Genomic DNA, 26,253 nt, shown 5'->3' with positions numbered 1-26,253 from the left:
TCCTAGTTTGCTCTTTGATTTCCATTGAGTATTAGAAGTCCCTTTTCTAAAATTTTTGTAGCAAAAAAGGAGATTTTACAACCTCCTCATAAAAGTAATTATTTTACCTAAATCTTCAAGAATCGGCGCATTGAAATTCCTGATCCCAGTGAACCAATGAAAATCCCAATCACAAATAATAGAGCAATCATCAGAGGAGTAAATACCTCTGGCGCGATCATAGACAGATTTTGTCCGACCAACGATTTGTTGACAGTTTGGTAAACCATTCGATAAACAATAAAGACCAACACTGATGGCGCAGTTGCTCCAAGCAAACCAATGAAGGCACCTTCAAGTAAGAAAGGTCCACGGATATAACTGTTCTTAGCACCAACCAAGCGCATGATTTGAATTTCGCGACTGCGAGAAATAATGGTAATACGAATGGTATTTGAAATCAAGAAAACTGCAATGAAAATCAAAAGTCCTGCAATAACTAATCCCCAAACACGGATAAATGATGCTAGTTGGAATAGGCGTTCTGTATTGGCACCACCATCCTGAACCTCAGACACACCTTCAATTTTTTTAGCATCTTCAGCCACAGTTTTTACATCACTTGGCGTATTTGTATCAACGATATAGGCATCATAGAGGGGGTTGGCATCTCCTTCGAAAATTTTCCAGTTATCACCCATTGTCTCGGTTAACTTTTCATATTGTTCTTCTTTACTTGAAAAAGTAACACTCTTAACAGTAGACATCCCCTTCAAAGCATTGTATACCTTGTGGTAGTCATTATTTGTAACAGTTTGACCTTCTTTTTCAATAGTCTCGCTATTATCAGCTACATCCTTGCGAATATAAACTATCACTCGAACATTATTTTCAATATCTGTAGCTAGTTTCGCTGTATTGAAAATAACAGAAGCAAATATGGCAACCAAGGTCAAAGTAATCATGACTGAGCTGACAGCAGCCACTGTCATCCAACCATTTCGTTTCAAACTTTTTAGTGATTCAAATAAATGGCGAAAAAATCTACTAATCATCGTATCCATACTCTCCTTTTGATTCGTCACGAACGACACGGCCATTTTCAATGGCAATGACACGGTGGCGCAAGGTATTTACAATCTGGCTATTATGAGTCGCCATCAAAATAGTTGTCCCTTGTAGGTTAATCCGTTCCAAGAGATTCATAATTTCCCATGAATTATCCGGATCCAGGTTTCCTGTTGGTTCATCGGCTATCAATACTTTGGGATTATTTACAATGGCACGTGCAATCGCAATCCGCTGTTGCTCTCCACCTGAGAGCTCATTTGGGAAAGAACGAACCTTGTGCTTCAATCCAACTAAGTCTAAAACTTCCATCACACGTTTTTTGATATTACGGCGATTTTCACCGATTACTTCCATAGCGTAAGCAATATTTTCATAGACAGTTTTCTTTGGCAACAGTTTATAATCCTGGAAGACAACCCCAACACTACGACGTAGAAGCGGGACGTCTTTCTTTTTGATCTTAACCAGATTAAAACCAGCAACTGATAGGCTTCCTTTATCGATTTTTACTTCACGATACAGAGAACGAATAAAAGTTGACTTCCCTGCTCCTGAAGGTCCTACGATGTAAGCAAATTCCCCTGGTTGAACACTGACCGAAACACCGCGTAGGGCAGTCGTTCCGTTGTCGTATTTTTTGACGACATCTCTCATTTCAATGATTGACATGTGACTTCCTTTCTATATTAGCTAATTCGCCACTTGAGATAGGCATCGATAAAACCATCTAGGTCCCCATCCATAACCTTATCTACCTGAGCAACCTCAAAGCTAGTTCGGTGATCTTTTACCATAGTATAAGGCGTGAAGACATAAGAACGGATTTGGCTTCCCCATGTGATTTCTTTTTTCTCACCCTTTAGGGAATCTACCTCCGCAGCTTTCTTCTCTTGCTCCATTTGATAGAGCTTAGCCTGCAACATCTTCATAGCTCGATCTCTATTTCCATACTGGGTACGATCCACTGTTGACTGGACAACAATTCCAGTTGGAATGTGGGTCAGACGCACACCTGTTGAAACCTTGTTGACGTTTTGTCCACCGGCACCACCTGAACGGAAGGTATCCATCTTGATATCATCTTCACGGATTTCCACTTCAATAGTATCATCCAATTCTGGCATCACTTCTACAGATGTGAAAGAGGTATGGCGACGTTTAGCAGAGTCAAACGGCGAAATTCGCACCAAACGGTGAACTCCCATTTCTGACTTGAGAAGACCATAGGCATTAGGCCCTTCAAATGATAAGGTCACCGACTTAATACCAGCCTCATCACCTGCTTGATAATCCAATACTTCTACTTTAAAACCTTTAGCATTGCCATAGCGAGTATACATACGCAGCAACATATCACCCCAGTCCTGAGCCTCTGTACCACCAGAACCTGGATGGATTTCCAAGATGGCATTGTTGTGGTCATAAGGTTCTGACAAGAGTAGAGTCATCTCATAGCTGGTCATCATCTTATCAAGTTCGGCTAACTGCGCTACCAGTTCTTCTTGAACCGACTCGTCTTCTGCCAAAAAGTCCAATAAAATTTCAACTTCATCCTGCAACTCTTCCATCTTATGGAAGGTATTATAGGTGTTTTTTAATTCATTTAATTCTTGCGACGTTTTTTGGGCCGCGATATTATCGTTCCAAAAATCAGGTTCTGTCATCTTGTTTTCCAAGATGGCAATCTCTTCCTCTAGACCTTCTAGGTCAAAGAGACCCCCTGAAAGAAGCTAATTTTTCACGATTTGCGTCAATTTTCTGACGGATTACTGAAATGTCCATAAATACTCCTTTTTTACATCATTTCATTATAGCATATTTTATCATTTCTTTCCATCTTTTGCTCTACTCCTCTTTTCATGAAAAAAGAAGCCTTTCGGCTTCCCTTCTTACAAGACTTTTGCTGAAGTACGAGTAATCTCTTCTACTTGAATATTCTCTGATTCAAATTTTTCTTTCAAGGCTGGTAAATCAATTGATCCATCGATTTGAACTTCGATGATCACCTTACCATCTTTACGCGGAATATTTACTGTATGAGAGATATTCAAATTTTCTTCTGCAATCAAAGAAACAATCTTTCCGAGGACACCAACTTCATCTTCTGTAACAAAGCGCACACGAATTCCTTCTTCACCGTAACCAGCAATTTCAAGAAAGGCTTGGAAAACGTCACGATCTGTAATAACCCCATAGACTTGATGGTTATCTACGACAGGAAGAATACCAATCTTGTTTTTCAACATCAGATAAGTTGCATCTTCTAGACTAGCATAGCCTGAGACAGTGACAACATCACGAATCATGACATCTTTTACTTTTGTCTTATTTAGAAGATAATTCATCTCATAGATAGAAAGACTTGTTGCCTTGGATGGACTAGCTTGGGCAATGGTTCCCTCAGTCACCAAACCAACCAATTGATCATTTTCGATAACAGGCAAGCGGTGCAATCCTTGCTCTCTCATTAAATCTGCTGCATGAGATACTGTTGTATCTGGACTAATATAAACTACCTTGCGGGTCATAAAATCTTTAACTGCCATGAGACTTCTCCTTTTCTATGCTTATCCCTATTATACAATCTTTTTGCAAATCTATCAAACGCTTACATTTCTTTTTCAAAATTCAGAAAAGTATGAATAAGCTAGCAAAAAGAGCTCTAAAATCGAGCTCTGTGAATGAAGGGTAGATACGCTTCATTCGATTTTATTTCAATTATCAGAAGCTAACCTTCCAGTGCAGATGAGAATTGCTTCGCAATCTCTATTCACCGACTAAAAAGGTCCCCCGGACTATAATGATGATTACTTCGTAATCCTCATCCACCGACTAAAACAATCCACTGGATTCGGATGATTGCTTCGCAATCTCTATCCACCGACTAAAACAATCCACTGGATTCGGATGATTGCTTCGCAATCTCTATCCACCGATTAAAAAGGTCCCCCGGACCTTTTTAACCACCTAGATATGCTTTTCTGACTTCTTCTGATGAGGCGAGTTCTTTTCCTGTTCCTGATAGGACGATTTTTCCTGTTTCCAGTACATAACCTCGGTCAGAGATTGCGAGTGCTTTATTGGCATTTTGTTCAATCAAGAGGACGGTTGTTCCTTGTTTCTGGATGTCTTGAATGATATCAAAAATCTCTTGGATAAAGATTGGGGCAAGTCCCATTGATGGTTCATCTAAAAGAAGAAGTTTTGGTGTTGACATAAGAGCGCGTCCCATGGCAAGCATTTGTTGTTCTCCTCCTGAAAGAGTGGCTGCGTCCTGGTTCTTGCGTTCTTCAAGACGTGGGAAGCGTGAAAAGACCTTCTTCAAGTTAGCTTGATTTTCTTCACGATTTTTCTTTAAGAAAGCTCCCATTTCAAGATTTTCCATAACAGTCAAGCCAGGAAAGACGTGGCGTCCTTCTGGAACTTGCGAAAGACCACCTGCCACGATTTTCTGAGCCGGCATTTTTTGGATTTCTTGACCTAAAAACTCAATCTTTCCTGAACTCGGTCTAACCAAACCAGACAAGGTACGGAGAATGGTTGTCTTACCTGCACCATTGGCACCGATAAGGGAAACAACTTCTCCTTCATTCACTTCAAAGCTTACATCACGGACTGCTTGGATCATACCGTAATGTACAGAAAGATTATCAACTTTTAACATAGACATTAGGCTTCACCTCCTAAATAAGCTTCGATAACGCGTTTATTGGTCTTAATTTCGTCTGGAGTTCCCTGAGCAATCAAACGACCATATTCAAGTACGTAGATACGTTCTGTTACTTCCATGACCAGATTCATATCGTGTTCAATCAGCATGATCGTAATCTTAAATTCATCTTTGATACGACGAATTAACTCAGTCAATTCAGCTGTTTCCTGTGGGTTCATACCTGCTGCTGGTTCATCTAAGAAGAGAATTTTAGGTTCCGTAGCGAGGGCACGAACAATTTCCAAACGACGTTGTTGTCCGTAGGCAAGATTTTTAGCAAGCGTTTCTGCATCACCATCTAAATCAAAGATTTTAAGCAATTCCAAAGCCTTAGCCTTTAATTCTTTTTCACTCTTGTAAAAAGCTGGTAGGCGTAAGAAACTAGCAAAAACATGTTGTTTGTGATGGTTGCCAAAGGCAATCAAAACATTGTCCAAAACGGTTAAATCTTTAAAAAGACGGATATTTTGAAAAGTACGTCCAAGTCCCAAAGAAGCAATCTTATAAGGTGACTTCCCATTTAAAAGGTGACCATCTAGGGTCACTGTTCCCTCGCTTGGTTCATAAACACCCGTCAAGAGGTTGAAAAGAGTGGTTTTCCCAGCTCCGTTTGGACCGATTAGTCCAACCAGTTCCCCTTCGTTCAATTCAAGAGTCACATCTCCAACAGCTGTTAGACCGCCAAAATGTTTGGTTAACTGTTTTACTTCAAGTAATGCCATTAGTTTTGTTCCTCCTTCTTAGATTTTTTAAAGAAACGTGATAGACTCAATTCCCATGTTCCAAGGAGTCCACCTGGTCTGAAAATCATTACCAATACCAAGGCCAAAGCGTAAATAATCATACGCACACTAGCAACATCTTGGAGAAGCATATTCAAAATTCCCAAAACAATAGCTGAAACGATGGCACCTGTAATGGAACCAAGTCCACCAAAGACAACAATAATCAAAACGTTGATTGAGTTGATGAAGGTGTAATCTTTCGGTACAACTGAACCGATAAATCCTGCCTGAAGTGACCCTGCAATACTTGCAGTAATAGCACCAAAGACAAAAGCGATAATTTTAATTTTAGTCGTATTAACCCCAACTGACTCAGCAGCAATTTCATCCTCACGAACGGAGAGGGTTGAACGACCAATTGGACTACGCAAGAAGTTCAATGTTGCAATGGTTGTGATCACGACAAAGAAGTAAACCATTTGCCAAGTTGTAAAGTTAGGAATTCCCAAGATACCTGCTGCACCATTTGTAAGGCTTCCACCATTGATGATAAAGATACGGATAATTTCAGAAACACCAAGAGTCGCTACCGCAAGATAGTCCCCCTTCAAGCGTAAGGTTGGAATTCCGACAAGCAAGGCAACTGCCCCTGAAAGTAAAGCCCCTACAATCATAGCTCCAAAGAAGGCACCGTAGGTTGGTGATTTAGATCCAATAATAGCAGCGGCATAGGCACCAATCGCCATGAAACCAGCATGACCAAGTGAAAATTGTCCTGAAAAACCAACGATTAAGTTAAGGCCAACAGCCAAAATAATATTAATTCCAATTTGTTGTAAAATCTGTACATAGAATAGATTGAGTACTCCGATTGAAACCAGTACACTAATCAAGCCATAGCCAGCTAACAAAAGGAGTAACCATAGAATATTAACTTTTAAATTTTCTTTCATCGTTTACACCTTCTCTTTCACATTTTTACCAAGGATACCAGCTGGGCGAACAATCAAGATCAACAACAAGATTCCATAAACAATGGCATCACGGAAGTCTGACATTCCAAAGGCTGTCGCAAAGGTTTCCAATAGACCAATCACAAAACCACCCAGAGCCGCACCAGGAATGATTCCGATACCACCAAGTACTGCGGCAACGAAAGACTTAAGACCTGGAGTAACCCCCATCAAAGGCTCAAGAGAGTTATAATAGAGGGCAATCAGAACACCAGCCGCACCCGCAAGAGCTGAACCCAAAGCGAAGGTAAAGCTGATAGTACGGTTTACATTGATCCCCATCAATTGAGCTGCATCGCTATCTACGGATACCGCACGCATGGCTTTCCCCATCTTAGTCTTTTGGACAATGACTTGTAACAAAATCATCAAAATCAAGGAAATGGCCAAAATCATTAACTGCACGTTTGTTAGGCTAACCGGTCCCAAATCATAGCGAACTGTTTGAATCGCTTGAGGGAAGGCACGGGTATTGGCACCAACCAGATAGACCATGCCATACTCCAATAGGAAGGAAACCCCAATAGCTGTAATCAAAACAGCAATACGAGTAGAGTGACGTAAAGGTCGGTAAGCAAGGAACTCAATCACGACACCAAGAATGGCCGTCGCTAGCATAGCTACAATAAGCGCTACAAAGAAATTCATTTGGAAAGAATTAATCAAGAAATAACCGATAAAGGCTCCCATCATATAAATATCACCGTGGGCGAAGTTGATGAGCTTGATAATTCCGTAAACCATGGTATATCCTAGGGCTAATAGCGCATAAACACTACCTAGAATCAAACCATTTACTAGTTGTTGGAGCATAAGATTCACTCTTTCTATTTATAATTCCGAGGGTTTCCCCTCACTTTTTGATAGGTTCTTAAACATCGAAACAGGGAGTGAGTCCGAGTCTCATTCCCTATTTCAACATTTTCTATTATGGTTTTACAACTTCTGCTGCTTCAACCTTACCATTGTTCATGGTCATCATGTAAGCAGTTTTGACTGTGTTGTGGTCTGCATCGAAGCTTGTTTGACCAGTTACACCTTCAAAGTCTTTTGTTTTAGCAAGGTTATCCTTGATTTCACCTGAGTTTTTAGCACCTTTTGCTGCATTTGCTACAAGGTGAACTGAGTCATAAGCCAAGGCTGCAAATGTTGAAGGCTCTTCATTGTACTTAGCACGGTAAGCATCAAGGAAAGCTTTTGCTTTAGCTGAAACTTCTACAGTAGTTGAGAAGCCTGAGATAAAGTAGATGTTTGATGCTTTTTCAGCAGTTGCTTGTTGTACAAACTCTTCACCGTTGAATCCATCACCACCAACGATTGGTTTGTCAATTCCCATACCACGCGCTTGGTTTACAATTTTACCAGCTTCAGTGTAGTAACCTGGGACGATGATAGCATCAAAGTCTTTCCCTTTCATTTTTGTAAGGGCTGCTTGGAAGTCTGTGTCACCTGCTACGAAAGTTTCATCTGCAACGATTTCACCTTTATAAGCTTCACGGAAGGCTTTGGCAATACCTTTAGCATAGTCACTGGCATTGTCAGTGTAAAGAACAACTTTCTTAGCTTGCAATTTTTCAGAAACATAGTTTGAGATAATTTTTCCTTGGAAGCTATCTTGGAAAGTTCCGATAAAGAGGTAATCTTGACCTTTAGTCAATCCATCTTGAGTCGCACTTGGTGAAATCAATGGAACACCTGCTTTTGTAGCGTTCGCTACCGCAGCTGCAGTTGCACCAGATGTCGCAGGTCCTACGATTGCTGATACTTTAGATTGGGTTACAAGGTTAGTTGTTACTGAAGCAGCCTCTGCTGTTTCAGACTTGTTATCTTTATCAACTACTTCGATTTGTTTTCCATCGATACCACCTGCTGCATTGATTTCATCAACGGCAAGTTGGGCACCTTTTTGTTCAGATGTACCGTAGGCTGCTACAGCACCAGTTTCCTCGAAGTTAAATCCGATTTTGATTGTCTTTTCCTCTACTGAGTTACCAGCAGCGTTTGACGCTCCAGACTTCACTTCTCCACAGGCTGCAAGAAGTGCTACACTTGCAAGCGCCACAAACGATAGGGCAAATTTTTTCTTCATCTTTTTTTGTCTCCTTATTTCTTAAATAAATAGCATGTTAAGAATATACCGAATTATCAGAAAATTGTCAACACTTTTCTTGAACTTTTTCGATGATAACGTTTTCCTCTCGATGAAGATTGCCCACAAAGGGTGTTTCCAGCTCTTGGATATGACAAACTCTGACTTTTTTGATAAACTTTTCCTTGCTCAAGCGCCCGACCAATTGCTCCACTTCTTGAGTTGGAACATAAAGCTGTAAGTAACGATGTTTCTTGGAATGATAGGTAATATCTCCATAATCCTGCAGTTTTTTGGCATCACGATTATAGTAAAGATAGATAATCAAGCCAGATCGATTGACTTTTTCAAACATGATAAATCCTCTTTCTAAGAAATCTCTCCCTATTATACCAAAAAAAGCAAACCCAGTCGAGTTTGCCTCCTTTGATTATTAGTTCAATGAATTGTTGGCCATGATTTCATCAATAAAGCCATATTCAAGTGTTTCTTGAGCACTCATCCAGTTATCGCGTTCTGCATCTGCATGGACTTTTTCGATTGACTGACCTGAATTTTCAGCCAAGATTTTTTCCAAGGTATTACGAGTTTTAAGTAAGTGTTCTGCAGCGATCGCCATATCAGTTTGTTGGGTACCACCACCTGTACCACCCATCGGTTGGTGGATCATGTATTCAGCATTTGGAAGCATGAAACGTTTGCCTTTTGCTCCACTTGATGCGATGACCGTCCCCATAGATGCAGCCATTCCCATAACAATGGTTTGGACATCTGCCTTAATAAAGTTCATGGTATCAACGATTGCCAAACCAGCTGAAACGGAACCACCAGGTGTATTGACATAAAGGTAAATATCTTTTGTACTATCTTGGGCATCCAAGAAAAGCAATTGGGCAATAACAGAGTTGGCCATGTTGTCTTCAACTGGACCAGTCAGCATAATGATGCGGTCTTTGAGAAGACGTGAGTAAATATCGTAGGAACGTTCTCCACGGCTTGTTTGTTCAATAACTACAGGAATCATTCATTTCTCCTTTTGAGTTTTAATTTTGTTGGTCAAATGACTGAAGATAAGACTATTATAATATCTAGGTCAAAAAAGGTCAAATTTTTGCTCTGTTTTCATTAGACAGAAACAAAAATTCAACCTCCTTTCGTGACTGGAACTTCTTTTCCAAGTCAATCTCTTTTTAATTTTATTTTGTACCGAACAAGCGGTCCCCAGCATCTCCAAGACCTGGAACGATATAACCGTGTTCGTTCAAACGTTCATCCAAGGCTGCTGTAAAGATTTCTACATCTGGATGAGCTTCTTGAAGGGCTTTAACACCTTCTGGAGCAGATACAAGGCAGACAAATTTGATATTTGATGCGCCACGTTTTTTAAGAGAATCAACAGCCAAGATTGCTGAGCCACCTGTTGCCAACATTGGGTCTACAACAAAAATTTGACGTTGATCAATATCTTCAGGCAATTTCACCAAGTACTCAACTGGTTGAAGCGTTTCTTCATCACGGTACATACCGATGTGACCAACCTTAGCAGCTGGAACCAAGCTCAAGAGCCCATCGACCATCCCGATACCTGCACGCAAGATTGGAACGATGGCCAATTTCTTACCTGCCAATTGTTTTTGAACTGTTTTTGTAATTGGTGTTTCGATTTCCACATCTTCTAGTGGAAGATCACGAAGTACTTCATACCCCATCAACATTGCAATCTCATCTACTAGCTCACGAAAAGCTTTTGTAGAAGTATCTGTACGACGCAAGATTGACAATTTGTGTTGAATCAGTGGATGATTAATAACTTCAATTTTTCCCATTTTTGGAATTCCTTCTTTCAATTTATTCTTCTTATTATACCAAAAAATGGTTTAAAAATCTTTCTAAGCCATTTATTTTTGATAATTTTTACATTAAATTTGCTTCTTTAAGAGCTACCTGTACGGTCTCAAGTGGTAGATGGGTCAATTCTGTCCCTTTTTCTTGATAAAGGTATTGGGCATAGTCATCCATTCGATACTGGTTGATATAAACCACGCGCTTGCAACCGACCTGAAGCAATTGTTTGGTACAGTTGAGACAAGGAAAATGCGTCACATAGGCTGTAAAGCCTTTAGGAACACCACGTTCTGCACCTTGGAGAATGGCATTAACCTCAGCGTGAAGAGTTCGAACACAGTGGCCTTCAATAACCAGACATTCGTGATCAATACAATGCTCAGTCCCTGACACCGAACCATTATAACCTGTGGAAATTACCTTATTATCCTTTACTAGAATCGCACCCACTTTAGCGCGTTTACAAGTGGAACGATTAGCAATTAGTAGGGCTTGGGCTGCAAAATACTCATCCCATGCTAGTCTTTTTTCAGTCATATCTCTTCTCCTTTTTCTCTATTTTTTAAAAAATGGTAACCGTAAATCCGCTATCTTTTCAGCAGGTACCTTCATGCCATCCTTGATCCACTTTAGAAGGACAGAGACGATGGCCGAGCTCCAGAAGGAATGAAGATAAGAGCTGACACCTTTTGATTTTCCATGGTATTTTTCCAGAAACTCCTGCATGGCTTGGACAAAGATTTTTTCCAGATGGTAATCTAAGGCCAGTTGAATCACTCTGGCTTCCTTTCTGGCCTCCCGGAAAAGGTGAACCCAGACCAGATAAAGGTCTGTCTTTAAATCATAATGATGCAACTGTTCCATAATATTGTGGACAGTTCGTTTAAAGACGCTTTCTAAAATCTCCTCTTTGGAATCATAATTGCGATAAAAGGCCGCACGAGAAACGCCTGCACGTTTGACCAATTCAGAAATACTAATCTTGGTCAAGTCCTTTTTTTCCAAGAGTTGCAAGAGGGCTGTTTCGATGGCTTCTCTAGTTAATAAATTGGATTCTTGGTTTGATTTTCTGAGATTTTCAAGAGACTTTTCAGAGATTCTACGTTCAGACATAACATTTTCTTTCTACTTGTCACAACAGACGGATGAGGCTTTTGTTTCAAGGGCTTTCATGATATAATTGTAAAAAAAGACAGAACCTTTGTCAATGTATAACTGACAAAGATGGAGAATTTCTATGACTTGGAAGATTATTGCTGACTCTGGTTGTGATTATCGTCAGCTAGCAACACCAGCTATTGACACGACCTTTGTAAGTGTTCCCTTAACCATTCAAGTAGCTGATCAGGTCTTTGTTGATGATGCCAGTCTTGACATTGATCAAATGATGGAAACCATGTATGCAACTGCAGAAGCTTCAAAATCAGCTTGTCCAAGCCCAGATGATTATTTGCGAGCATTTGAAGGTGCCAAAAACATTTTCTTGGTAACCATCACTGGTACTCTTTCTGGCAGCCACAATAGTGCTCAACTAGCCAAGAATATTTATCTTGAAGAACATCCTGATACTAAAATTCATGTAATTGATAGTTTGTCTGCTGGTGGGGAAGTTGACTTGCTCATAGAAAAATTAAATGACTTTATTGACCAGGGTCTATCTTTTGAAGAAGTCGTTGAAGCTATCACTGCTTATCAAGAAAAAACCAAGTTGCTCTTTGTCCTAGCCAAAGTAGATAACTTGGTGAAGAACGGCCGTTTGAGTAAGCTTATCGGTACAGTCGTTGGCCTTCTCAACATCCGTATGGTTGGAGAAGCTAGTGAAACCGGAACTCTCGAACTACTACAGAAAGCACGAGGACCAAAGAAATCAGTTCAAGCTGCCTATGATGAGTTAGTAAAAGCTGGATATGCTGGTGGACGTATTATCATGGCCCAACGCAATAACGAGAAATGTTGCCAACAGCTCTCAGAGCGAATTCGCGAAACCTTCCCACAAGCAGATATTAAAATTATCCCAACATCTGGTCTCTGCAGTTTTTATGCAGAAGATGGTGGTTTGCTGATGGGATATGAAATTGATTAATTGCATTCTTGACAAGAGGTGACCATCATCTCTTGTTTTTTGTGGTACAATAGAGCTATGAAACATTTTGATACTATTGTCATCGGTGGAGGACCTGCTGGTATGATGGCTACGATTTCCAGTAGCTTTTATGGACAGAAAACCCTCCTTATCGAAAAAAATCGGAAACTTGGAAAAAAATTAGCTGGGACTGGTGGTGGACGTTGCAATGTGACCAACAATGGTAGCTTGGACGACCTGCTAGCTGGCATCCCTGGAAATGGGCGCTTTCTCTACAGTGTCTTCTCCCAATTTGATAACCATGATATCATTAACTTTTTTACGAAAAATGGGGTTAAACTTAAAGTCGAAGACCACGGGCGCGTCTTTCCGGCCAGCGACAAATCACGAACTATAATCGAGGCTTTGGAAAAGAAAATTACTGAGCTAGGCGGTCAAGTCGCTACTCAAACCGAGATTGTTTCGGTTAAAAAGGTGGATGACCAATTTGTTCTTAAATCAGCTGACCAAATCTTCACTTGTGATAAACTGATTGTCACAACTGGTGGAAAATCCTATCCTTCGACTGGTTCGACTGGTTTTGGTCACGAGATTGCCCGTCATTTCAAACATACCATTACCGAGCTTGAGGCCGCTGAAAGTCCTTTATTGACAGATTTTCCACACAAGGCCTTGCAGGGAATTTCATTGGACGATGTGACCCTATGTTATGGCAAGCATATCATCACTCACGATTTACTCTTTACCCACTTTGGTTTGTCAGGCCCTGCTGCTCTGCGTATGTCAAGTTTTGTCAAGGGTGGCGAAATCCTTTCACTAGATGTCTTGCCTCATCTTTCTGAGGAGGACTTAGTTGTATTTTTAGAAGAAAATCGAGAAAAAGCTCTAAAAAATGCCTTAAAAACCTTGTTACCAGAACGCTTGGCAGAATTTTTTGTGCAAGGCTATCCTGAAAAAGTCAAACAGTTGACTGAAAAAGAACGCGAACAACTTCTCCAGTCTATCAATGCACTCAAAATCCCTGTGACCGGAAAAATGTCCCTTGCCAAGTCCTTTGTTACCAAAGGGGGCGTCAGTCTCAAGGAAATCAATCCCAAAACTCTGGAAAGTAAGCTGGTACCTGGCCTCCACTTTGCTGGTGAGGTACTGGATATCAATGCCCACACGGGTGGGTTTAACATCACTTCTGCCCTCTGTACTGGTTGGGTGGCGGGATCAAACCCAATCTAAATCTGAATTATTTAATGGCTAAATCAGCCCCAAAAGAAAGGAAGTCCTTTGGAACATATTATCTTGTTAAGGGGAGTTACTCCTAATGGAAAAAATGCTATCCCTAAAATGTCTTATCTAGTAGATATCTTAACAGAAGCCGGTTTTCAACAAGTTCGAACCTATATTCAAAGTGGGAATATCATTCTTGAAAGTGATTTAGATTTAGAAGAAATACGAGAACAGGTTCATACTCTAATAAAGGAAAAAATTGGTGCTGATTTAAAAATGGTAATCAAGAATAAGAACGATCTTGAAGAGATTGTTCTTGAGAACCCGTTTGGAGAAGACTATCTTTATGACCGTGTACACGTGATTTTTTATCAAGGATCTATTCAAAGTCTCCCTCTAGAAAAATTGAAAATTGATTACGGTGAAGAAGAAATTTGTATTGGTAACTATTGTCTTTACCTCTATCTCCCTAGAACTGCAAAACACAAAAAGCTCCATACCAACTATCTTGAAAAGCTTTTTAATGTAGATTTGACAATGCGAAAACTAAATGTAGTAGAAAAATTATTAAGCAAGTAGTGCTTGAATTTAGTAAAAATCGGAAGAATACTCCTCCGATTTTATTTTGTCTGAGTTTGGACATAGTGAGCAATGACATCTGATGTGTACTGGGCTGTACCAGGTCCAAATTTGTCAATATTTTCCTTAAATTCTGGATTATAGACGTAGCCCTTGCCGATATATCCGAAGACCTCAACAGAACAATCAAATCCATAAGTACGAATGGCTTGCAAGAGCTTGGCTGCTTGCTCTTGGTTTTCAATTGCTGTTGCAGGTAAACCAGCTTGAAGATTTTGTGACAAAGCTTGAAAAACTTGGTTAAAGGCAACCGTAGCCTCATCTTCGTGACCTTTTTGACGCTCGAGGGCCTGGTCCATGACTTCTTGTCCATATTTCTCTACCGCCTCTTGGTGGTATTTTTGATGGTCTTGGTAGTTAAATCCAGCGAATTTCTCTTGAATGCTCATTTCTCTTTCTCCTTTTTGTTCTTGAATGGTTTTTTGCAAGGTTGAAATCAAGGTATCCAGATGTTCCCTTTCTCGAGTCAAATAGTCCAACTGCCTGGTCAAATGAGGCAATAAATCTTCCCTTTCTTCCTTTAATAGCTCTGCTATTTTTTCTAAAGAAAAACCTAGATATTTGTAGTAAAGAATGACCTGAAGGCGTTCCAAATCCTCTTGACTGTAGGTTCGATAGCCGTTTTCTGACTTTAAAGGGACCAGAAGGCCTATCTTGTCGTAGTGGTGCAGGGTCTTGACAGAGACACCTGAAAGCTGGGCAGCTTCTTTTATATGGTACATGATTCCCTCCTTACACTAATAGTATAACCCCTCCCCTTAGGTCAGAGTCAAGCATTTTTTGTGAGATTTTTTAAACTGTTAAAGAAAGGTCTAAAATCCTGAAAATGGTTTTCTTGACAGACCTTAGAAAACATGATAGGATAGTCAAGTCTATCAATCAAAAGAAAGGCTCATTTTGAGTACTTATGAGGCTAGTTGCCAAGGGCAGTAGCTTTTTCTTTTGTAACATTAATTTTAGGAGTTTAACTATGTCTGAAAAATCGCAATGGGGTTCTAAACTGGGCTTTATCCTCGCATCTGCTGGTTCAGCCATCGGACTTGGAGCAGTTTGGAAATTCCCCTATATGACTGCTGCTAACGGTGGAGGAGGATTTTTACTGGTCTTTCTCGTTTCCACTATTTTAATCGGTTTCCCACTTCTCCTTGCTGAATTTGCCCTCGGCCGAAGCGCTGGTGTCTCTGGGATTAAAACCTTTGGAAAACTAGGAAAGAATAGCAAATACAACTTTATCGGTTGGATTGGTGCCTTTGCCCTCTTTATCCTCTTATCGTTTTACAGTGTTATCGGAGGATGGATTTTAGTCTATCTAGGCATTGAGTTTGGAAAATTGTTCCAACATAGTGGAACAGGTGATTATGCTCAGTTATTTACTTCGATCATTTCAAATCCAACCATTGCCCTAGGAGCTCAAGCAGCCTTTATCCTGTTGAATATCTTTATTGTATCACGTGGGGTTCAAAAAGGTATTGAAAGAGCTTCAAAGGTCATGATGCCTCTGCTCTTTATCATCTTTGTCGTCATCATCGGTCGTTCTCTCAGTTTACCAAATGCCATGGAAGGGGTTCTTTACTTCCTAAAACCAGACTTTTCAAAACTGACTAGTGCTGGTCTCCTCTATGCTCTGGGACAATCTTTCTTCGCCCTCTCACTAGGGGTTACAGCCATGCTGACCTATGCTTCTTACTTGGACAAGAAAACCAATCTGGTCCAGTCAGGGATTTCCATTGTAGCCATGAACATTTCAGTATCCATCATGGCAGGTCTAGCCATTTTCCCAGCCATGTCAGCCTTCAATATCCAGTCTGAAGGGGGACCGAGCTTGCTCTTTATCGTCTTGCCTCAACTCTTTGACAAGATGCCTTTTGGAACCATTTTCTACATCCTCTTCCTCTTGCTCTTTCTCTTTGCGACAGTCACTTCTTCTGTCGTGATGCTGGAAATCAATGTCGGAAATATCACTAATCAGGATAACAGCAAGCGTGCTAAGTGGAGTGCGATTTTAGGAATCTCGACCTTTATCTTTGGAATTCCTTCAGCCCTGTCTTACGGTGTTATGGCAGATGTTCACATTTTTGGGAAGACCTTCTTTGACGCTATGGATTTCTTGGTTTCTAATCTTCTTATGCCATTTGGAGCTCTCTGCCTTTCACTCTTTACAGGCTACATTTTCAAAAAGGCTCTTGCCATGGAGGAACTACACCTTGATGAAACAGCATGGAAACAGGGACTTTTCCAAGTCTGGCTCTTCCTTCTTCGTTTCGTCATTCCAATCATCATCATCGTGGTCTTCATCGCCCAATTTATGTAATCAAAAAGGACTTGAGTAGTGAACTCAGGTCCTTTCTTTTTATGGATGACTAACAATCAATTCCAAACCATGTCCTTCTAAGGTCCAAACATCAACATCACTAGGTAGGATAAAATGGCTACCTTTTTGGATTGGATAGTTTTTTCCATCAACAGTAAGCTGACCTTGACCTTGACCAGCCAAGACACTAAACAAGCTGTAATCAGCTGTCCTTTCGAAGTCAACTTTTCCAGTAATTTCCCACTTGTAAACTGCGAAAAAATCATTAGAGACAAGTAAAGTTGAACGCAAATCATCTGCTTTAACAGTTACAGGACGGCTATTTGCAGGCTCTCCAATGTTTAAAACATCGATAGATTTTTCAAGGTGAAGTTCACGCAAGTTGCCCTTGTCGTCCTTGCGGTCAAAGTCATAGACGCGATAGGTGGTATCGCTAGACTGTTGGGTTTCAAGAATCAAGATGCCTGCTCCGATAGCATGCATGGTGCCACTTGGAACATAGAAGAAATCTCCAGCCTTAACAGGCACTTTGGTAAGCAAGGCATCCCAGTTCTTATCCTCAATTTGCTGGCGGAGTTCTTCTTTTGACTTGGCATTGTGGCCGTAGATAATCTCTGAACCTTCATCCGCAGCGATGATGTACCAGCATTCTGTTTTTCCTAGTTCGCCTTCATGCTCTAGTCCATAAGCATCGTCTGGGTGAACTTGGACGCTGAGCCAGTCGTTGGCATCCAGAATCTTTGTCAAAAGCGGAAATACAGGTTCTGGACGATTGCCAAATAATTCACGGTGCTCTGCATACAAAGTAGCTAGGTCTGTTCCCTCAAAACAACCATTAGCAACTGTAGAGACACCATTTGGATAGGCTGAGATGGCCCAATATTCTCCGATTTTTTCACTTGGGATGTCATAACCAAACTCATCACGTAGCTTGGTACCACCCCAAATTTTTTCTTGCATAACTGATTGTAAAAATAATGGTTCTGACATCTTATTCTCCTGTCTGATTTTTCTCCCCTCATTATAGCAAAAAAAGAGTTCCAGTTGAACTCTTTTTCACATCTTATAAAGTAGGGAGAAGATTTTATAAAAATAGTGAACAAATGTGCTCTACTCAATGCTTGCACCATTGCTAGCAATGACATCCTTATACCAGTAAAAGGACTTCTTCTTGCTACGTTTGAGAGTCCCATTCCCCACATTATCTCGATCTACATAGATAAAGCCATGGCGCTTGTTCATTTCGCCTGTTCCAGCTGAAACCAGATCGATACAGCCCCAAGTCGTATAACCTAGCAAGTCAACTCCATCTTGGTAAATGGCATCTCGCATGGCCTTAATGTGGGCCTCTAAGTAAGCAATCCGATAGTCATCTGCCACATAACCATTCTCATCCGGTCTGTCCATAGCACCGAGTCCATTTTCTACGATAAACATAGGCTTTTGGTAACGATCTCAAATGGCATTGAGGGTGATACGAAGGCCAAGTGGGTCAATCTGCCACCCCCATTCTGAGGATTCAAGATAAGGATTTTTGATAGAGGAAAAGACATTTCCAGAGGTCAGATCCCTCACTTCTGGATCGCCTGAGGCCACTCGACTTGCATAGTAAGAGAAGGGAAACAAAGTCAACAGTGTGATTCTTTAACAAATCTAAATCTTCTGTTGTCATTTGAATCTCGATTCCCTCACGCTCCCACTGCTTCTTGGCATAATTTGGGTATTCCCCACGCGCTTGAACATCAATGAAGAAGTAACTCTTGCGGTCTTCCTCCATGGCTGTCCAGTAGTCTCTCGGATGGGCTGTATTAGGATAGTATTGCCCTGCAGCCAACATACATCCCACCTTGTTTTCTGGATCAATTTCGTGGGCAAGCTTAGTCGCCATGGCCGAGGCTACCAACTCATGGTGGGCCGCCTGATATTTAACCTGTTCTTGATTTTCTCCTTCTTCAAAACAGAGTCCAGCTCCCATAAAGGGTGCATGGAGAATCATGTTGATTTCATTGAAGGTTAGCCAGAATTTGACCAAACCCTTATAGCGGGTAAAGAGTGTGCGACAAAGTTTTTCATAGAAGTCTAACATCCGACGATTGCGCCATCCACCGTATTTTTCAATCAAGTGCATAGGACAGTCGAAATGGGTGATAGTCACCAAAGGTTCAATACCATACTTGTGGCACTCCTTAAATAAATCCTCATAAAAGGTTAGACCAGCTTCATTTGACTCGATTTCGTCCCCCTTAGGAAAAATCCGAGTCCAAGCGATGGAAAGTCGATAAGTCTTAAAGCCCATCTATGCAAAAAGAGCAATATCTTCCTTGTAATGATGGTACATATCAATGGCTTCTTTTGCTGGGTAAAAATAGCCCTCCTCAAACGAAAACATCTTTTTCTGACCTGTGATAATGGCTTCACGCTCCTTACCGATTGGAACAACATCCACGTTGGCCAACCCACGACCGTCTAAATTATGAGCACCTTCACATTGATTAGCAGCCGTAGCACCACCCCAGAGGAAGCCCTCTGGAAATTGTAGTATTTCTGTCATCACTTTACCTCACTTGATTTGATAGTTCTATTATACTAAAAAGAGGCCAAAAAGTTTGGAACTATCTGGGTAATGATGGGATTAAGCTTGCTTTTATGTTTGATGCAAAAACAATCAAGAGTTTGAGAGTTTTGTTATAGAAATGTAAATTATTACCGTCTTGAGATAAGAAAAAGACCGGATTGCTCCGATCTTTTCAATAGTTCATATTCTCAATTTCTGTTTTAAAAATAGTTAAGGTTAACGTCAAATGACTAAGCACCTTATTTCATACGATAAAAATCAATCACTAGACCAGCAGGGCCTTTAACTAATAAGGACTCTGTTCCCCAATCCGTTTCACAAATACCGTGTAAAATCTCGACACCAAGCTCTTTTAAACGTTGGTAATTCTGATTTAGATCCTCAACCTCGATATGAAGAATGATTCCTGACTGAAAATCTTCCAAAGGAATCAAATGATTTTGGGACAACATCAGACAGTGACTGCCAATCGTAAACTGAGCAAAACTGTCATCAACATAATCGGACTTTTTATCCAAAATACGCTCCAAGTCAGCACAGACTTGGGGAACATTTGAAACGATAATATCTAATTGATTTAAATCCATTTACTATCCTCCATAAAAAGACCGGATTGCTCCGATCTTTTCAAGTTCTGCTCTATGAAAATCAAAGAATAAAATCTACAAGTTTTATATTTGATTTTCGACGAGAGGAATTATTTAATTGCACGTGATTGCAATCCTTCTTCTTCCAAGAAGAGACGGAATGGTACGAGTTCTTCTGCTTCGTATTTTTCCTTGAAGGCTTTGATTGCTTCTTCTGAGTGAAGTTTTGGATCCAATTCAAGTACTTCTACTGGAAGTGGACGGTGTGGAGTGATGCGAGCATCGATAACAACAGTTTTACCTTCTTTGTTCAATTTAACAGCTTCTGCAACCACTGCATCGATGTCTTCGATACGGTCAACTGTAAATCCAACAGCTCCTTGAGCTTCAGCAATTTTCGCATAGTCAGCATTAGGGAAGTCACAACCAAACAAGTGTTTGTTTGTGTCTTCGTATTTGTCCTTGATGAAGGCATATTTACCATTTGAGAAGACAACGTTGATAACTGGAAGGTCGTATTGAACGTTTGTGATAACGTCTGGGTAGCACATGTTGAATGCACCGTCACCCATGATGTTCCATACTTGGCGATCTGGATTGTCTTTCTTAGCAGCGATACCACCAGGAAGGGCAATACCCATTGTCGCAAATAGTGGAGATGTACGCCACATGTTCTTAGGTGTCATGTGAAGGTGACGAGTAGATGTTTGAGTAGTGTCACCTACGTCGATTGAGTAGATAGCGTCTTGATCAGCATGTTTGTTGATTGCATTGTAAACTTGATACAATTGCAATTCACCTTCAGTTTTACCTTCGATTTTGTTCATGTAATCACGCCAGTTTTGGTTGTTCTTAACGTTTGCACGCCACCATGGAGTTGATTCAACTGGATTCACTTTGTCAAGGATTGCTTTAGCTGCTTGACCTGCGTCACCAAGGATTGAAGCGTCTAGGGCATGACGTTTACCAAGTTTGTAAGGGTCGATATCCACTTGGATGAATTTTTCAGTGTTCTTGAATGCTTCGTAAACTTCAGCAAATGGGAAGTTTGAACCAAGGAAAAGAACTGTGTCTGCTTCAAAGACAACTTCGTTGGCTGGTTTCCAACCAACACGGTAAGCAGAACCTGTCAAACCTTCATAGTTCCATTCGAAAGCTTCAAAGTTTTTACCAGTTGTGATGATTGGTGCTTTGATTTTACGTGACAATTCAGTAATCACTTCACCAGCTTTAACACCACCGTAACCAGCATAGATAACTGGACGTTCAGCATTGTTCAAGATTTCAACAGCTTTGTCGATTTCAACTTCGTTCAAAGCAGGAGCGATGAATGAACGCTCGTATGAACCTGATCCATAGTATGAGTTTTCGTCGATTTCTTGGAAACCGAAGTTTACTGGGATTTCAACAACAGCTGGACCTTTTTTAGAAACTGCAGCACGGCAAGCTTCGTCAATAACTTTTGGTAATTGCTCAGCGTAAGCTACACGTTTGTTGTATACAGCAACACCGTTGTACATTGGGTTTTGGTTCAATTCTTGGAAAGCATCCATGTTCAATTCGTTAACTGGACGAGATCCAAGGATCGCTAGGAATGGAGTGTTATCCATAGCTGCATCGTAAACACCGTTAATCAAGTGAGTAGCACCTGGACCACCTGAACCAACTGCAACCCCGATTGAGCCACCGAATTTAGCTTGCATAACCGCTGCAAGGGCACCTGTTTCTTCGTGGCGAACTTGCAAGAAGCGGATATCTTTGTCTTCAGCCAAAGCATCCATCAATGAGCTGAGTGTTCCTGATGGGATACCGTAGATTGTGTCTACGCCCCATGTTTTCAATACATTAAGCATTGCTGCAGATGCAGTAATTTTCCCTTGAGTCATAATGATAACTCTCCTTCAAATATTTTTAAATCTACTAAAAAAGGTTTCATATAGTTTTTGAAAACGTTTCAGTAAATTTTTACACTACTAATTTATCACATTTATTTTGACTTTACTAAGAATCTGCTCAGAAGTTTTTATTCTCTATTACAGTACAGTTTGGAAATGTTTTTTAATTTCTGTTTTATAATAAAAAGCGAGCAAGCCCGCTTTTAATCTATTTTACTAAAGTTTAAGAGAAGGGAACTGGTCAGCACAGATACAGAACTAAATGCCATGGCTAGACCTGCCAGTTCTGGGTTAAGGGCCAGTCCAACACCTGAAAAGACTCCTGCTGCTATCGGAATTCCGACGACATTGTAGATAAAGGCCCAGAAAAGATTGAGCAGAATACGATTAAAAGTTTTCTTACTCATGTCGAAGGCACGAACTACGCCTAGGAGGTTATTGGTTGTCAACACCAAATCTGCTGACTCGATAGCAATATCTGTTCCAGCTCCCATAGCAATTCCCACATCCGCTACACTGAGGGCAGGAGCGTCATTGATACCATCACCAACAAAGGCTACTTTGCCAGCCGCTTGTAGTTTATGGATTTCGTTGGCTTTTTCTTCTGGTAAGACACCTGCAATGACTTCTTCGATTCCGATTTGATCTGCAATAGCACGCGCCACACCTGCATTGTCTCCTGTCAGCATGACTGTTTTAAGACCTCGTTTTTTCAACTGACTGATGGCAAGCTTAGCATTTTCCTTAGGAATATCTTGCAGAGCAAGCAAGCCTTTGATTTCATTGTCAACAGCCAAGAACACAACTGTCTTAGCTTCTTTTTCTAGTTCTTCTAGTTTATCTTGATAAGTGCTAGAAATGTTCATGCCATCCAGCATTTTAGCATTTCCAAGCAGAACTTGTTTTCCAGCTATTTGCCCTGAAACACCTTTTCCGTGCAAGGCTTGAAAATTTTCAACAGTTTGAAACTCAAGTCCAGCTTCACTCGCTCGTTTCACAACGGCTTCAGCCAGTGGGTGTTGAGAAGCTTCTTCCAAGGAAGCTGCCAATCCAAGCACTTCTACTTCGTCGCCGATGATATCTGTTACCACAGGCTTCCCTTCCGTCAAAGTCCCAGTCTTATCAAATACAATCGTTTGAACTTTCTGGATTTCCTGTAGAACAATTCCATTTTTGAGGAGAACTCCCATCTTGGCACTGCGTCCTGTCCCCACCATAAGGGCTGTCGGTGTTGCGAGCCCCAAGGCACAAGGACAGGCGATAATCAAAACCGCCACCGCATAGAGAAGAGAAGAGACAAAACTCGCTCCAAGCACGACTACACTATCCCTGAGCAAGACGAACCAAATCCAAAAGGTCACAATCCCTAAAATGACAACTGCTGGGACAAAAATGCCTGAAATCTTATCCGTCAAGTCCTGAATCGGCGCACGACTGGTCTGAGCTTTCTTCACAAAATCGACAATCTGAGCCAAAACTGTCTCTGAACCAACTTTTTCTGCCCTAAAAACAAGCGTTCCACTATTATTGATGGTTGAACCAATCACAATATCTCCAACTGTCTTGTCCACAGGCAGACTCTCACCTGTCACCATAGACTCATCAATACTAGAGATACCTTCTACTACGACACCATCAACAGCAATCTTTTCACCGGGACGCACTCGAATCAGGTCTCCTACCTTGACTTGGTCCAAAGGAACTTGGACATAGCTATCCTCACGCAAGACTTCTGCTGTTTTAGCCTGCAAGTCCAGCAATTTCTCCACAGCTTGGGAAGTATTTTTCCGCATTTTCTCCTCAAAAACGGCTCCCATAAGAACGAAGAAGAAGATAAATGCAGCACTTTCAAAGTAAACGGGGAGACCAGCGAAGAGGGCAACTAAGCTATAGAAATAGGCCACTAGGGTTCCCAGAGCAACCAAGGTATCCATGTTGGCATTGTGCTTTTTAAAACTAGCCCAAGCACTTTGGATATAAGGACCACCTGCTACTAGCATAATCGGTGTTGTGGCTAAAAAGGTGCCCCAACGCATGACTTGGTGACTAATTCCTCCTGTCGACATCCCAATCATGAGAATCACAAGAGGCACAGTAAAGATACTAGTAATCCAAAAACGCTGTAAAAGGGATAGAGATTTTCGAGTCTTCTCAACTACGGTATAACTCCCCTTTTGCATCTTCATACCACATGAAAATTCATGTTGGCCTAATTCTTGAGGTGTAAAACGAATTGTTTTCTCTTCGTCTACGCCGATTTGTTCTAAGATGCCTTCTTCTTCAAACAGAATTTCCTTGTAACAGTTTGAAGGTGTCACACGGTGAAAGGTGATCTCAGCAGGAACTCCTTTTTGCAGTTGAATGTGGGCTGGATGGTAGCCTTTGTCTGCCGTGATACGGATTTTTTGAACACCATTTTCAAGACTTGCTTTTACAATTTCAGTCATATCATTCTCCTATTCTACAATCATCTTACCGTGCATCATATTCATGCCACAAGAGAAACCATACTCTCCAGCCTGCTCAGGCGTGATTTCCACTATATACTCTTCCCCCATAGGCAGGTCCGCATGTACACCAAAATCTGGAAAAACAATTTGATCCAGACATGGTGAAGGATCCTTGCGGTCAAAGACAATGCGGGCTGGCACTGATTTCTTGAGGATAATCAACTCAGGCGTATAGCCCCCCATGACCTCCACTCGAATCTCTTGGTAGCCCTTTTTTTGCTGGGCCTTTTGTCCAGATTTTTCAGGCTTTTTGAAAAACCAGAACAAGATAAACGCGATAAGGGCAATACAAATAATGGTTACAATACTATTTAACATGACGTCTCCTTTACATACAATTACATTTTACTTTTGTTACAGCGCTTGATTTCTTCTCAGAAATCACAGCTTCCAAGTCTTCCAAGTCAGCCTGAGTAAAATCACATTCAGTAATCAAATCAGCCAACAAGTTCTTAATCCTACGGGAACAAACCTTGTCCTTAATATCTTGGACAAGTAAATCCCTACTTTGGTCCAAAGTTAAAAGGGCTGAATAGACAAAGGACTTGCCTTCTTTTTTCCGAGTCAAACACTCTTTCTCAACCAAACGAGCCAAAAGAGTTTGAATGGTCGACTTGGACCAATCGAACCGCTCCGCCAGAACCCTGATCAAATCCGTACTGGTCTGTTCGCCCTGCATCCAAATAATCTTCATGACCTGCCATTCTGCATCTGAAATCTGCATCATCACACCTCCAAAATCTACATTTGTCAATTACAATCATCAGTATACTCTTAAAATCTACATTTGTCAACTATAAAATTAATTTTTTCTTTGAAAAATAGAATTTTAACCCTATGATAAAGGATTTTCAATCAAATCTTACTATATAAACTATAAAAATATGCTATACTAAAGAAAAAAGAAAACAACCACTAGGGGTGCGTAAAGCTGAGATTAACGACTGTTAGACCCTTTGACTCAATCTAGGTAATGCTAGCTGATGGAAGTGGAAATGATAATGGGGACTAGCAGTCTTCTATTACCTTTCTAAAACAGGCCAGCTTGTTCTTAAGAATACAAACTTCAGTTGGTTGGGAGGTTTTAGATGACTTATTTACCCGTTGCTTTGACCATTGCAGGGACTGACCCTAGTGGTGGTGCTGGCATTATGGCTGATTTAAAGTCGTTCCAAGCGAGAGATGTCTATGGAATGGCCGTTGTGACCAGTCTTGTCGCTCAAAATACCAAAGGCGTTCAATTGATCGAGCACGTTTCTCCTCAAATGTTGAAAGCCCAATTGGACAGTGTCTTTTCGGATATCAAGCCTCAGGCTGTAAAAACTGGGATGTTGGCAACTACCGAAATCATGGAAATTATCCAACCCTACTTAAAGAACCTTGAATGTCCATACGTCCTTGACCCTGTTATGGTCGCTACGAGCGGAGACACCCTGATTGATACCAGTGCCAGAACTTACCTAAAAACAAACTTACTTCCTCTTGCAAGTATTATTACACCGAATCTTCCTGAGGCAGAAGAAATTGTTGGTTTTTCAATCCATGATCCTGAAGACATGCAGCGTGCTGGTCGCCTGATTTTAAAAGAATTTGGTCCTCAGTCCGTTGTTATCAAAGGCGGGCATCTCGAAGGCGGTGCCAAGGATTTCCTCTTTACCAAGGATGACCAATTTGTCTGGGAAAGTCCACGAATTCAAACCTGTCATACACATGGTACTGGATGTACCTTTGCTGCAGTGATTACGGCTGAACTAGCCAAGGGGAAAACCCTCTATCAAGCAGTCGATAAAGCCAAGGCCTTTATCACGAAAGCCATCCAAGATGCCCCTCAACTCGGTCATGGTTCTGGCCCAGTCAACCATACAACTTTTAAAGATTAAGAAAAAACTCTCTAGTTCCCACTTTAAGGGAATTAGAGAGTTTTTATGCTCTTCGAAAATCTCTTCAAACTACGTCGTCAGTCTTATCTAAAACCTCAAGGCAGGGCTTTGAGCAACC

The 26,253-nt window shown here is 41.0% G+C and carries 26 protein-coding genes, 1 pseudogene and 1 riboswitch; of the genes and pseudogenes, 5 read left to right on the top strand and 22 right to left on the bottom strand.

What is annotated here, in order from left to right; all coding sequences use genetic code 11:
* Positions 1-107: 107 nt before the first annotated feature.
* The 14 genes from ftsX to SMSK564_RS03900 all read right to left on the bottom strand — a co-directional run bounded on the left by ftsX (position 108) and on the right by SMSK564_RS03900 (position 11,547).
* Positions 108-1,034 (bottom strand): permease-like cell division protein FtsX, encoded by a 927-nt coding sequence (gene ftsX / locus SMSK564_RS03965; RefSeq protein ID WP_000625542.1) that lies wholly within the window; start codon positions 1,032-1,034, stop codon positions 108-110.
* A complete protein-coding gene (ftsE, locus tag SMSK564_RS03960) occupies positions 1,027-1,719 on the bottom strand; it encodes a cell division ATP-binding protein FtsE (RefSeq protein WP_000022265.1) in 693 nt (230 codons plus the stop codon). The genes ftsX and ftsE overlap by 8 nt, the downstream gene beginning before the upstream one ends.
* 17 nt (positions 1,720-1,736) lie before the next feature.
* A protein-coding gene (prfB, locus tag SMSK564_RS03955) for a peptide chain release factor 2 (protein ID WP_100104218.1) occupies positions 1,737-2,832 on the bottom strand; the annotation gives its coding sequence in 2 pieces (ribosomal slippage) (positions 1,737-2,759 and positions 2,761-2,832; 1,095 coding nt in all).
* Between the two features lie 107 nt (positions 2,833-2,939).
* Positions 2,940-3,596, bottom strand: a complete 657-nt coding sequence (locus SMSK564_RS03950; protein ID WP_000268660.1) for a CBS domain-containing protein — start codon at positions 3,594-3,596, stop codon at positions 2,940-2,942.
* Positions 3,597-4,009: 413 nt separating this feature from the next.
* On the bottom strand, positions 4,010-4,720 hold the full coding sequence (locus SMSK564_RS03945) for an ABC transporter ATP-binding protein (protein ID WP_000062200.1): 711 nt from the start codon (positions 4,718-4,720) through the stop codon (positions 4,010-4,012).
* Positions 4,720-5,484, bottom strand: coding sequence for an ABC transporter ATP-binding protein (locus tag SMSK564_RS03940; RefSeq protein WP_001185997.1), 765 nt, complete (start codon positions 5,482-5,484; stop codon positions 4,720-4,722). Before SMSK564_RS03940 ends, SMSK564_RS03945 begins: the two co-directional genes overlap by 1 nt.
* Positions 5,484-6,440 (bottom strand): branched-chain amino acid ABC transporter permease, encoded by a 957-nt coding sequence (locus SMSK564_RS03935; protein WP_000662279.1) that lies wholly within the window; start codon positions 6,438-6,440, stop codon positions 5,484-5,486. The genes SMSK564_RS03940 and SMSK564_RS03935 overlap by 1 nt, the downstream gene beginning before the upstream one ends.
* A 3-nt stretch (positions 6,441-6,443) precedes the next feature.
* Positions 6,444-7,313, bottom strand: coding sequence for a branched-chain amino acid ABC transporter permease (locus tag SMSK564_RS03930; protein WP_000941427.1), 870 nt, complete (start codon positions 7,311-7,313; stop codon positions 6,444-6,446).
* Between the two features lie 115 nt (positions 7,314-7,428).
* A complete protein-coding gene (locus SMSK564_RS03925; protein ID WP_000726119.1) occupies positions 7,429-8,589 on the bottom strand; it encodes an ABC transporter substrate-binding protein in 1,161 nt (386 codons plus the stop codon).
* A 67-nt stretch (positions 8,590-8,656) separates the two neighbouring features.
* Positions 8,657-8,944: a YlbG family protein gene (locus SMSK564_RS03920; protein ID WP_000462125.1), complete on the bottom strand. Its 288-nt coding sequence runs from the start codon at positions 8,942-8,944 to the stop codon at positions 8,657-8,659.
* Between the two features lie 78 nt (positions 8,945-9,022).
* Positions 9,023-9,613: an ATP-dependent Clp protease proteolytic subunit ClpP gene (gene clpP / locus SMSK564_RS03915; RefSeq protein ID WP_000613475.1), complete on the bottom strand. Its 591-nt coding sequence runs from the start codon at positions 9,611-9,613 to the stop codon at positions 9,023-9,025.
* A gap of 172 nt (positions 9,614-9,785) precedes the next feature.
* Positions 9,786-10,415, bottom strand: coding sequence for a uracil phosphoribosyltransferase (upp, locus tag SMSK564_RS03910; protein WP_000515974.1), 630 nt, complete (start codon positions 10,413-10,415; stop codon positions 9,786-9,788).
* Positions 10,416-10,503: 88 nt separating this feature from the next.
* The gene (locus SMSK564_RS03905; protein ID WP_000136978.1) at positions 10,504-10,971 is read right to left on the bottom strand and encodes a deoxycytidylate deaminase; all 468 of its coding nucleotides are present in this window, start codon (positions 10,969-10,971) and stop codon (positions 10,504-10,506) included.
* Positions 10,972-10,989: 18 nt separating this feature from the next.
* A complete protein-coding gene (locus SMSK564_RS03900; protein ID WP_000004136.1) occupies positions 10,990-11,547 on the bottom strand; it encodes a TetR/AcrR family transcriptional regulator in 558 nt (185 codons plus the stop codon).
* A 124-nt stretch (positions 11,548-11,671) separates the two neighbouring features.
* On the opposite strand from SMSK564_RS03900, the gene SMSK564_RS03895 reads away from it, so the two are divergent.
* Genes SMSK564_RS03895 through SMSK564_RS03885 form a run of 3 tightly spaced genes read left to right on the top strand, consistent with a single transcriptional unit; the run spans position 11,672 to position 14,317 of the window.
* Entirely contained in the window at positions 11,672-12,517 is an 846-nt protein-coding gene (locus tag SMSK564_RS03895) for a DegV family protein (RefSeq protein ID WP_000219924.1), read from the top strand.
* A gap of 57 nt (positions 12,518-12,574) precedes the next feature.
* Positions 12,575-13,747, top strand: coding sequence for an aminoacetone oxidase (gene aao, locus SMSK564_RS03890; RefSeq protein ID WP_000680049.1), 1,173 nt, complete (start codon positions 12,575-12,577; stop codon positions 13,745-13,747).
* A 48-nt stretch (positions 13,748-13,795) separates the two neighbouring features.
* Entirely contained in the window at positions 13,796-14,317 is a 522-nt protein-coding gene (locus tag SMSK564_RS03885; protein WP_000400048.1) for a DUF1697 domain-containing protein, read from the top strand.
* A 41-nt stretch (positions 14,318-14,358) separates the two neighbouring features.
* Here the strand turns inward: SMSK564_RS03885 and SMSK564_RS03880 are convergent, their stop codons facing one another.
* Positions 14,359-15,099, bottom strand: coding sequence for a MerR family transcriptional regulator (locus tag SMSK564_RS03880; RefSeq protein WP_000274771.1), 741 nt, complete (start codon positions 15,097-15,099; stop codon positions 14,359-14,361).
* A 248-nt stretch (positions 15,100-15,347) separates the two neighbouring features.
* On the opposite strand from SMSK564_RS03880, the gene SMSK564_RS03875 reads away from it, so the two are divergent.
* Positions 15,348-16,688 (top strand): sodium-dependent transporter, encoded by a 1,341-nt coding sequence (locus tag SMSK564_RS03875; protein WP_004236087.1) that lies wholly within the window; start codon positions 15,348-15,350, stop codon positions 16,686-16,688.
* A gap of 39 nt (positions 16,689-16,727) precedes the next feature.
* On the opposite strand, the gene manA is transcribed toward SMSK564_RS03875, so the two are convergent.
* The 7 genes and pseudogenes from manA to SMSK564_RS03840 form a co-directional block, all read right to left on the bottom strand.
* Positions 16,728-17,678: a mannose-6-phosphate isomerase, class I gene (manA, locus tag SMSK564_RS03870; protein ID WP_001294314.1), complete on the bottom strand. Its 951-nt coding sequence runs from the start codon at positions 17,676-17,678 to the stop codon at positions 16,728-16,730.
* 120 nt (positions 17,679-17,798) lie between these two features.
* Positions 17,799-19,239: pseudogene (locus SMSK564_RS03865) on the bottom strand (6-phospho-beta-glucosidase).
* A gap of 263 nt (positions 19,240-19,502) precedes the next feature.
* On the bottom strand, positions 19,503-19,850 hold the full coding sequence (locus SMSK564_RS03860) for a VOC family protein (protein WP_000365360.1): 348 nt from the start codon (positions 19,848-19,850) through the stop codon (positions 19,503-19,505).
* A 110-nt stretch (positions 19,851-19,960) separates the two neighbouring features.
* Positions 19,961-21,736 (bottom strand): pyruvate oxidase, encoded by a 1,776-nt coding sequence (gene spxB / locus SMSK564_RS03855; protein WP_000191827.1) that lies wholly within the window; start codon positions 21,734-21,736, stop codon positions 19,961-19,963.
* 212 nt (positions 21,737-21,948) lie between these two features.
* Positions 21,949-24,192, bottom strand: a complete 2,244-nt coding sequence (locus SMSK564_RS03850) for a heavy metal translocating P-type ATPase (RefSeq protein WP_000136351.1) — start codon at positions 24,190-24,192, stop codon at positions 21,949-21,951.
* A gap of 9 nt (positions 24,193-24,201) precedes the next feature.
* Positions 24,202-24,573 carry a cupredoxin domain-containing protein gene (locus tag SMSK564_RS03845; RefSeq protein WP_000935054.1) on the bottom strand — a complete coding sequence of 124 codons (372 nt, stop codon included), beginning with the start codon at positions 24,571-24,573 and terminating at the stop codon, positions 24,202-24,204.
* 10 nt (positions 24,574-24,583) lie between these two features.
* The gene (locus SMSK564_RS03840; protein WP_001167206.1) at positions 24,584-24,979 is read right to left on the bottom strand and encodes a CopY/TcrY family copper transport repressor; all 396 of its coding nucleotides are present in this window, start codon (positions 24,977-24,979) and stop codon (positions 24,584-24,586) included.
* 183 nt (positions 24,980-25,162) lie between these two features.
* Positions 25,163-25,260: riboswitch (TPP riboswitch) on the top strand.
* Between the two features lie 83 nt (positions 25,261-25,343).
* On the opposite strand from SMSK564_RS03840, the gene thiD reads away from it, so the two are divergent.
* The gene (thiD, locus tag SMSK564_RS03835) at positions 25,344-26,135 is read left to right on the top strand and encodes a bifunctional hydroxymethylpyrimidine kinase/phosphomethylpyrimidine kinase (protein ID WP_000221716.1); all 792 of its coding nucleotides are present in this window, start codon (positions 25,344-25,346) and stop codon (positions 26,133-26,135) included.
* Positions 26,136-26,253 lie beyond the last annotated feature (118 nt).

The organism is Streptococcus mitis SK564 (assembly GCF_000148525.1).
In the GTDB taxonomy this organism is placed as follows: domain Bacteria; phylum Bacillota; class Bacilli; order Lactobacillales; family Streptococcaceae; genus Streptococcus; species Streptococcus mitis_H.
This window is presented reverse-complemented; position numbering and strand designations above follow the sequence as displayed.

What these genes read in the sequence shown, in the direction of transcription:
- ftsX (WP_000625542.1), bottom strand. Translation starts at nt 1,034, where the DNA reads ATGATTAGTAGATTTTTTCGCCATTTATTTGAATCACTAAAAAGTTTG.
- ftsE (WP_000022265.1), bottom strand. Translation starts at nt 1,719, where the DNA reads ATGTCAATCATTGAAATGAGAGATGTCGTCAAAAAATACGACAACGGA.
- SMSK564_RS03950 (WP_000268660.1), bottom strand. Translation starts at nt 3,596, where the DNA reads ATGGCAGTTAAAGATTTTATGACCCGCAAGGTAGTTTATATTAGTCCA.
- SMSK564_RS03945 (WP_000062200.1), bottom strand. Translation starts at nt 4,720, where the DNA reads ATGTCTATGTTAAAAGTTGATAATCTTTCTGTACATTACGGTATGATC.
- SMSK564_RS03940 (WP_001185997.1), bottom strand. Translation starts at nt 5,484, where the DNA reads ATGGCATTACTTGAAGTAAAACAGTTAACCAAACATTTTGGCGGTCTA.
- SMSK564_RS03935 (WP_000662279.1), bottom strand. Translation starts at nt 6,440, where the DNA reads ATGAAAGAAAATTTAAAAGTTAATATTCTATGGTTACTCCTTTTGTTA.
- SMSK564_RS03930 (WP_000941427.1), bottom strand. Translation starts at nt 7,313, where the DNA reads ATGCTCCAACAACTAGTAAATGGTTTGATTCTAGGTAGTGTTTATGCG.
- SMSK564_RS03925 (WP_000726119.1), bottom strand. Translation starts at nt 8,589, where the DNA reads ATGAAGAAAAAATTTGCCCTATCGTTTGTGGCGCTTGCAAGTGTAGCA.
- SMSK564_RS03920 (WP_000462125.1), bottom strand. Translation starts at nt 8,944, where the DNA reads ATGTTTGAAAAAGTCAATCGATCTGGCTTGATTATCTATCTTTACTAT.
- clpP (WP_000613475.1), bottom strand. Translation starts at nt 9,613, where the DNA reads ATGATTCCTGTAGTTATTGAACAAACAAGCCGTGGAGAACGTTCCTAC.
- upp (WP_000515974.1), bottom strand. Translation starts at nt 10,415, where the DNA reads ATGGGAAAAATTGAAGTTATTAATCATCCACTGATTCAACACAAATTG.
- SMSK564_RS03905 (WP_000136978.1), bottom strand. Translation starts at nt 10,971, where the DNA reads ATGACTGAAAAAAGACTAGCATGGGATGAGTATTTTGCAGCCCAAGCC.
- SMSK564_RS03900 (WP_000004136.1), bottom strand. Translation starts at nt 11,547, where the DNA reads ATGTCTGAACGTAGAATCTCTGAAAAGTCTCTTGAAAATCTCAGAAAA.
- SMSK564_RS03895 (WP_000219924.1), top strand. Translation starts at nt 11,672, where the DNA reads ATGACTTGGAAGATTATTGCTGACTCTGGTTGTGATTATCGTCAGCTA.
- aao (WP_000680049.1), top strand. Translation starts at nt 12,575, where the DNA reads ATGAAACATTTTGATACTATTGTCATCGGTGGAGGACCTGCTGGTATG.
- SMSK564_RS03880 (WP_000274771.1), bottom strand. Translation starts at nt 15,099, where the DNA reads ATGTACCATATAAAAGAAGCTGCCCAGCTTTCAGGTGTCTCTGTCAAG.
- SMSK564_RS03875 (WP_004236087.1), top strand. Translation starts at nt 15,348, where the DNA reads ATGTCTGAAAAATCGCAATGGGGTTCTAAACTGGGCTTTATCCTCGCA.
- manA (WP_001294314.1), bottom strand. Translation starts at nt 17,678, where the DNA reads ATGTCAGAACCATTATTTTTACAATCAGTTATGCAAGAAAAAATTTGG.
- SMSK564_RS03860 (WP_000365360.1), bottom strand. Translation starts at nt 19,850, where the DNA reads ATGGATTTAAATCAATTAGATATTATCGTTTCAAATGTTCCCCAAGTC.
- spxB (WP_000191827.1), bottom strand. Translation starts at nt 21,736, where the DNA reads ATGACTCAAGGGAAAATTACTGCATCTGCAGCAATGCTTAATGTATTG.
- SMSK564_RS03850 (WP_000136351.1), bottom strand. Translation starts at nt 24,192, where the DNA reads ATGACTGAAATTGTAAAAGCAAGTCTTGAAAATGGTGTTCAAAAAATC.
- SMSK564_RS03845 (WP_000935054.1), bottom strand. Translation starts at nt 24,573, where the DNA reads ATGTTAAATAGTATTGTAACCATTATTTGTATTGCCCTTATCGCGTTT.
- SMSK564_RS03840 (WP_001167206.1), bottom strand. Translation starts at nt 24,979, where the DNA reads ATGCAGATTTCAGATGCAGAATGGCAGGTCATGAAGATTATTTGGATG.
- thiD (WP_000221716.1), top strand. Translation starts at nt 25,344, where the DNA reads ATGACTTATTTACCCGTTGCTTTGACCATTGCAGGGACTGACCCTAGT.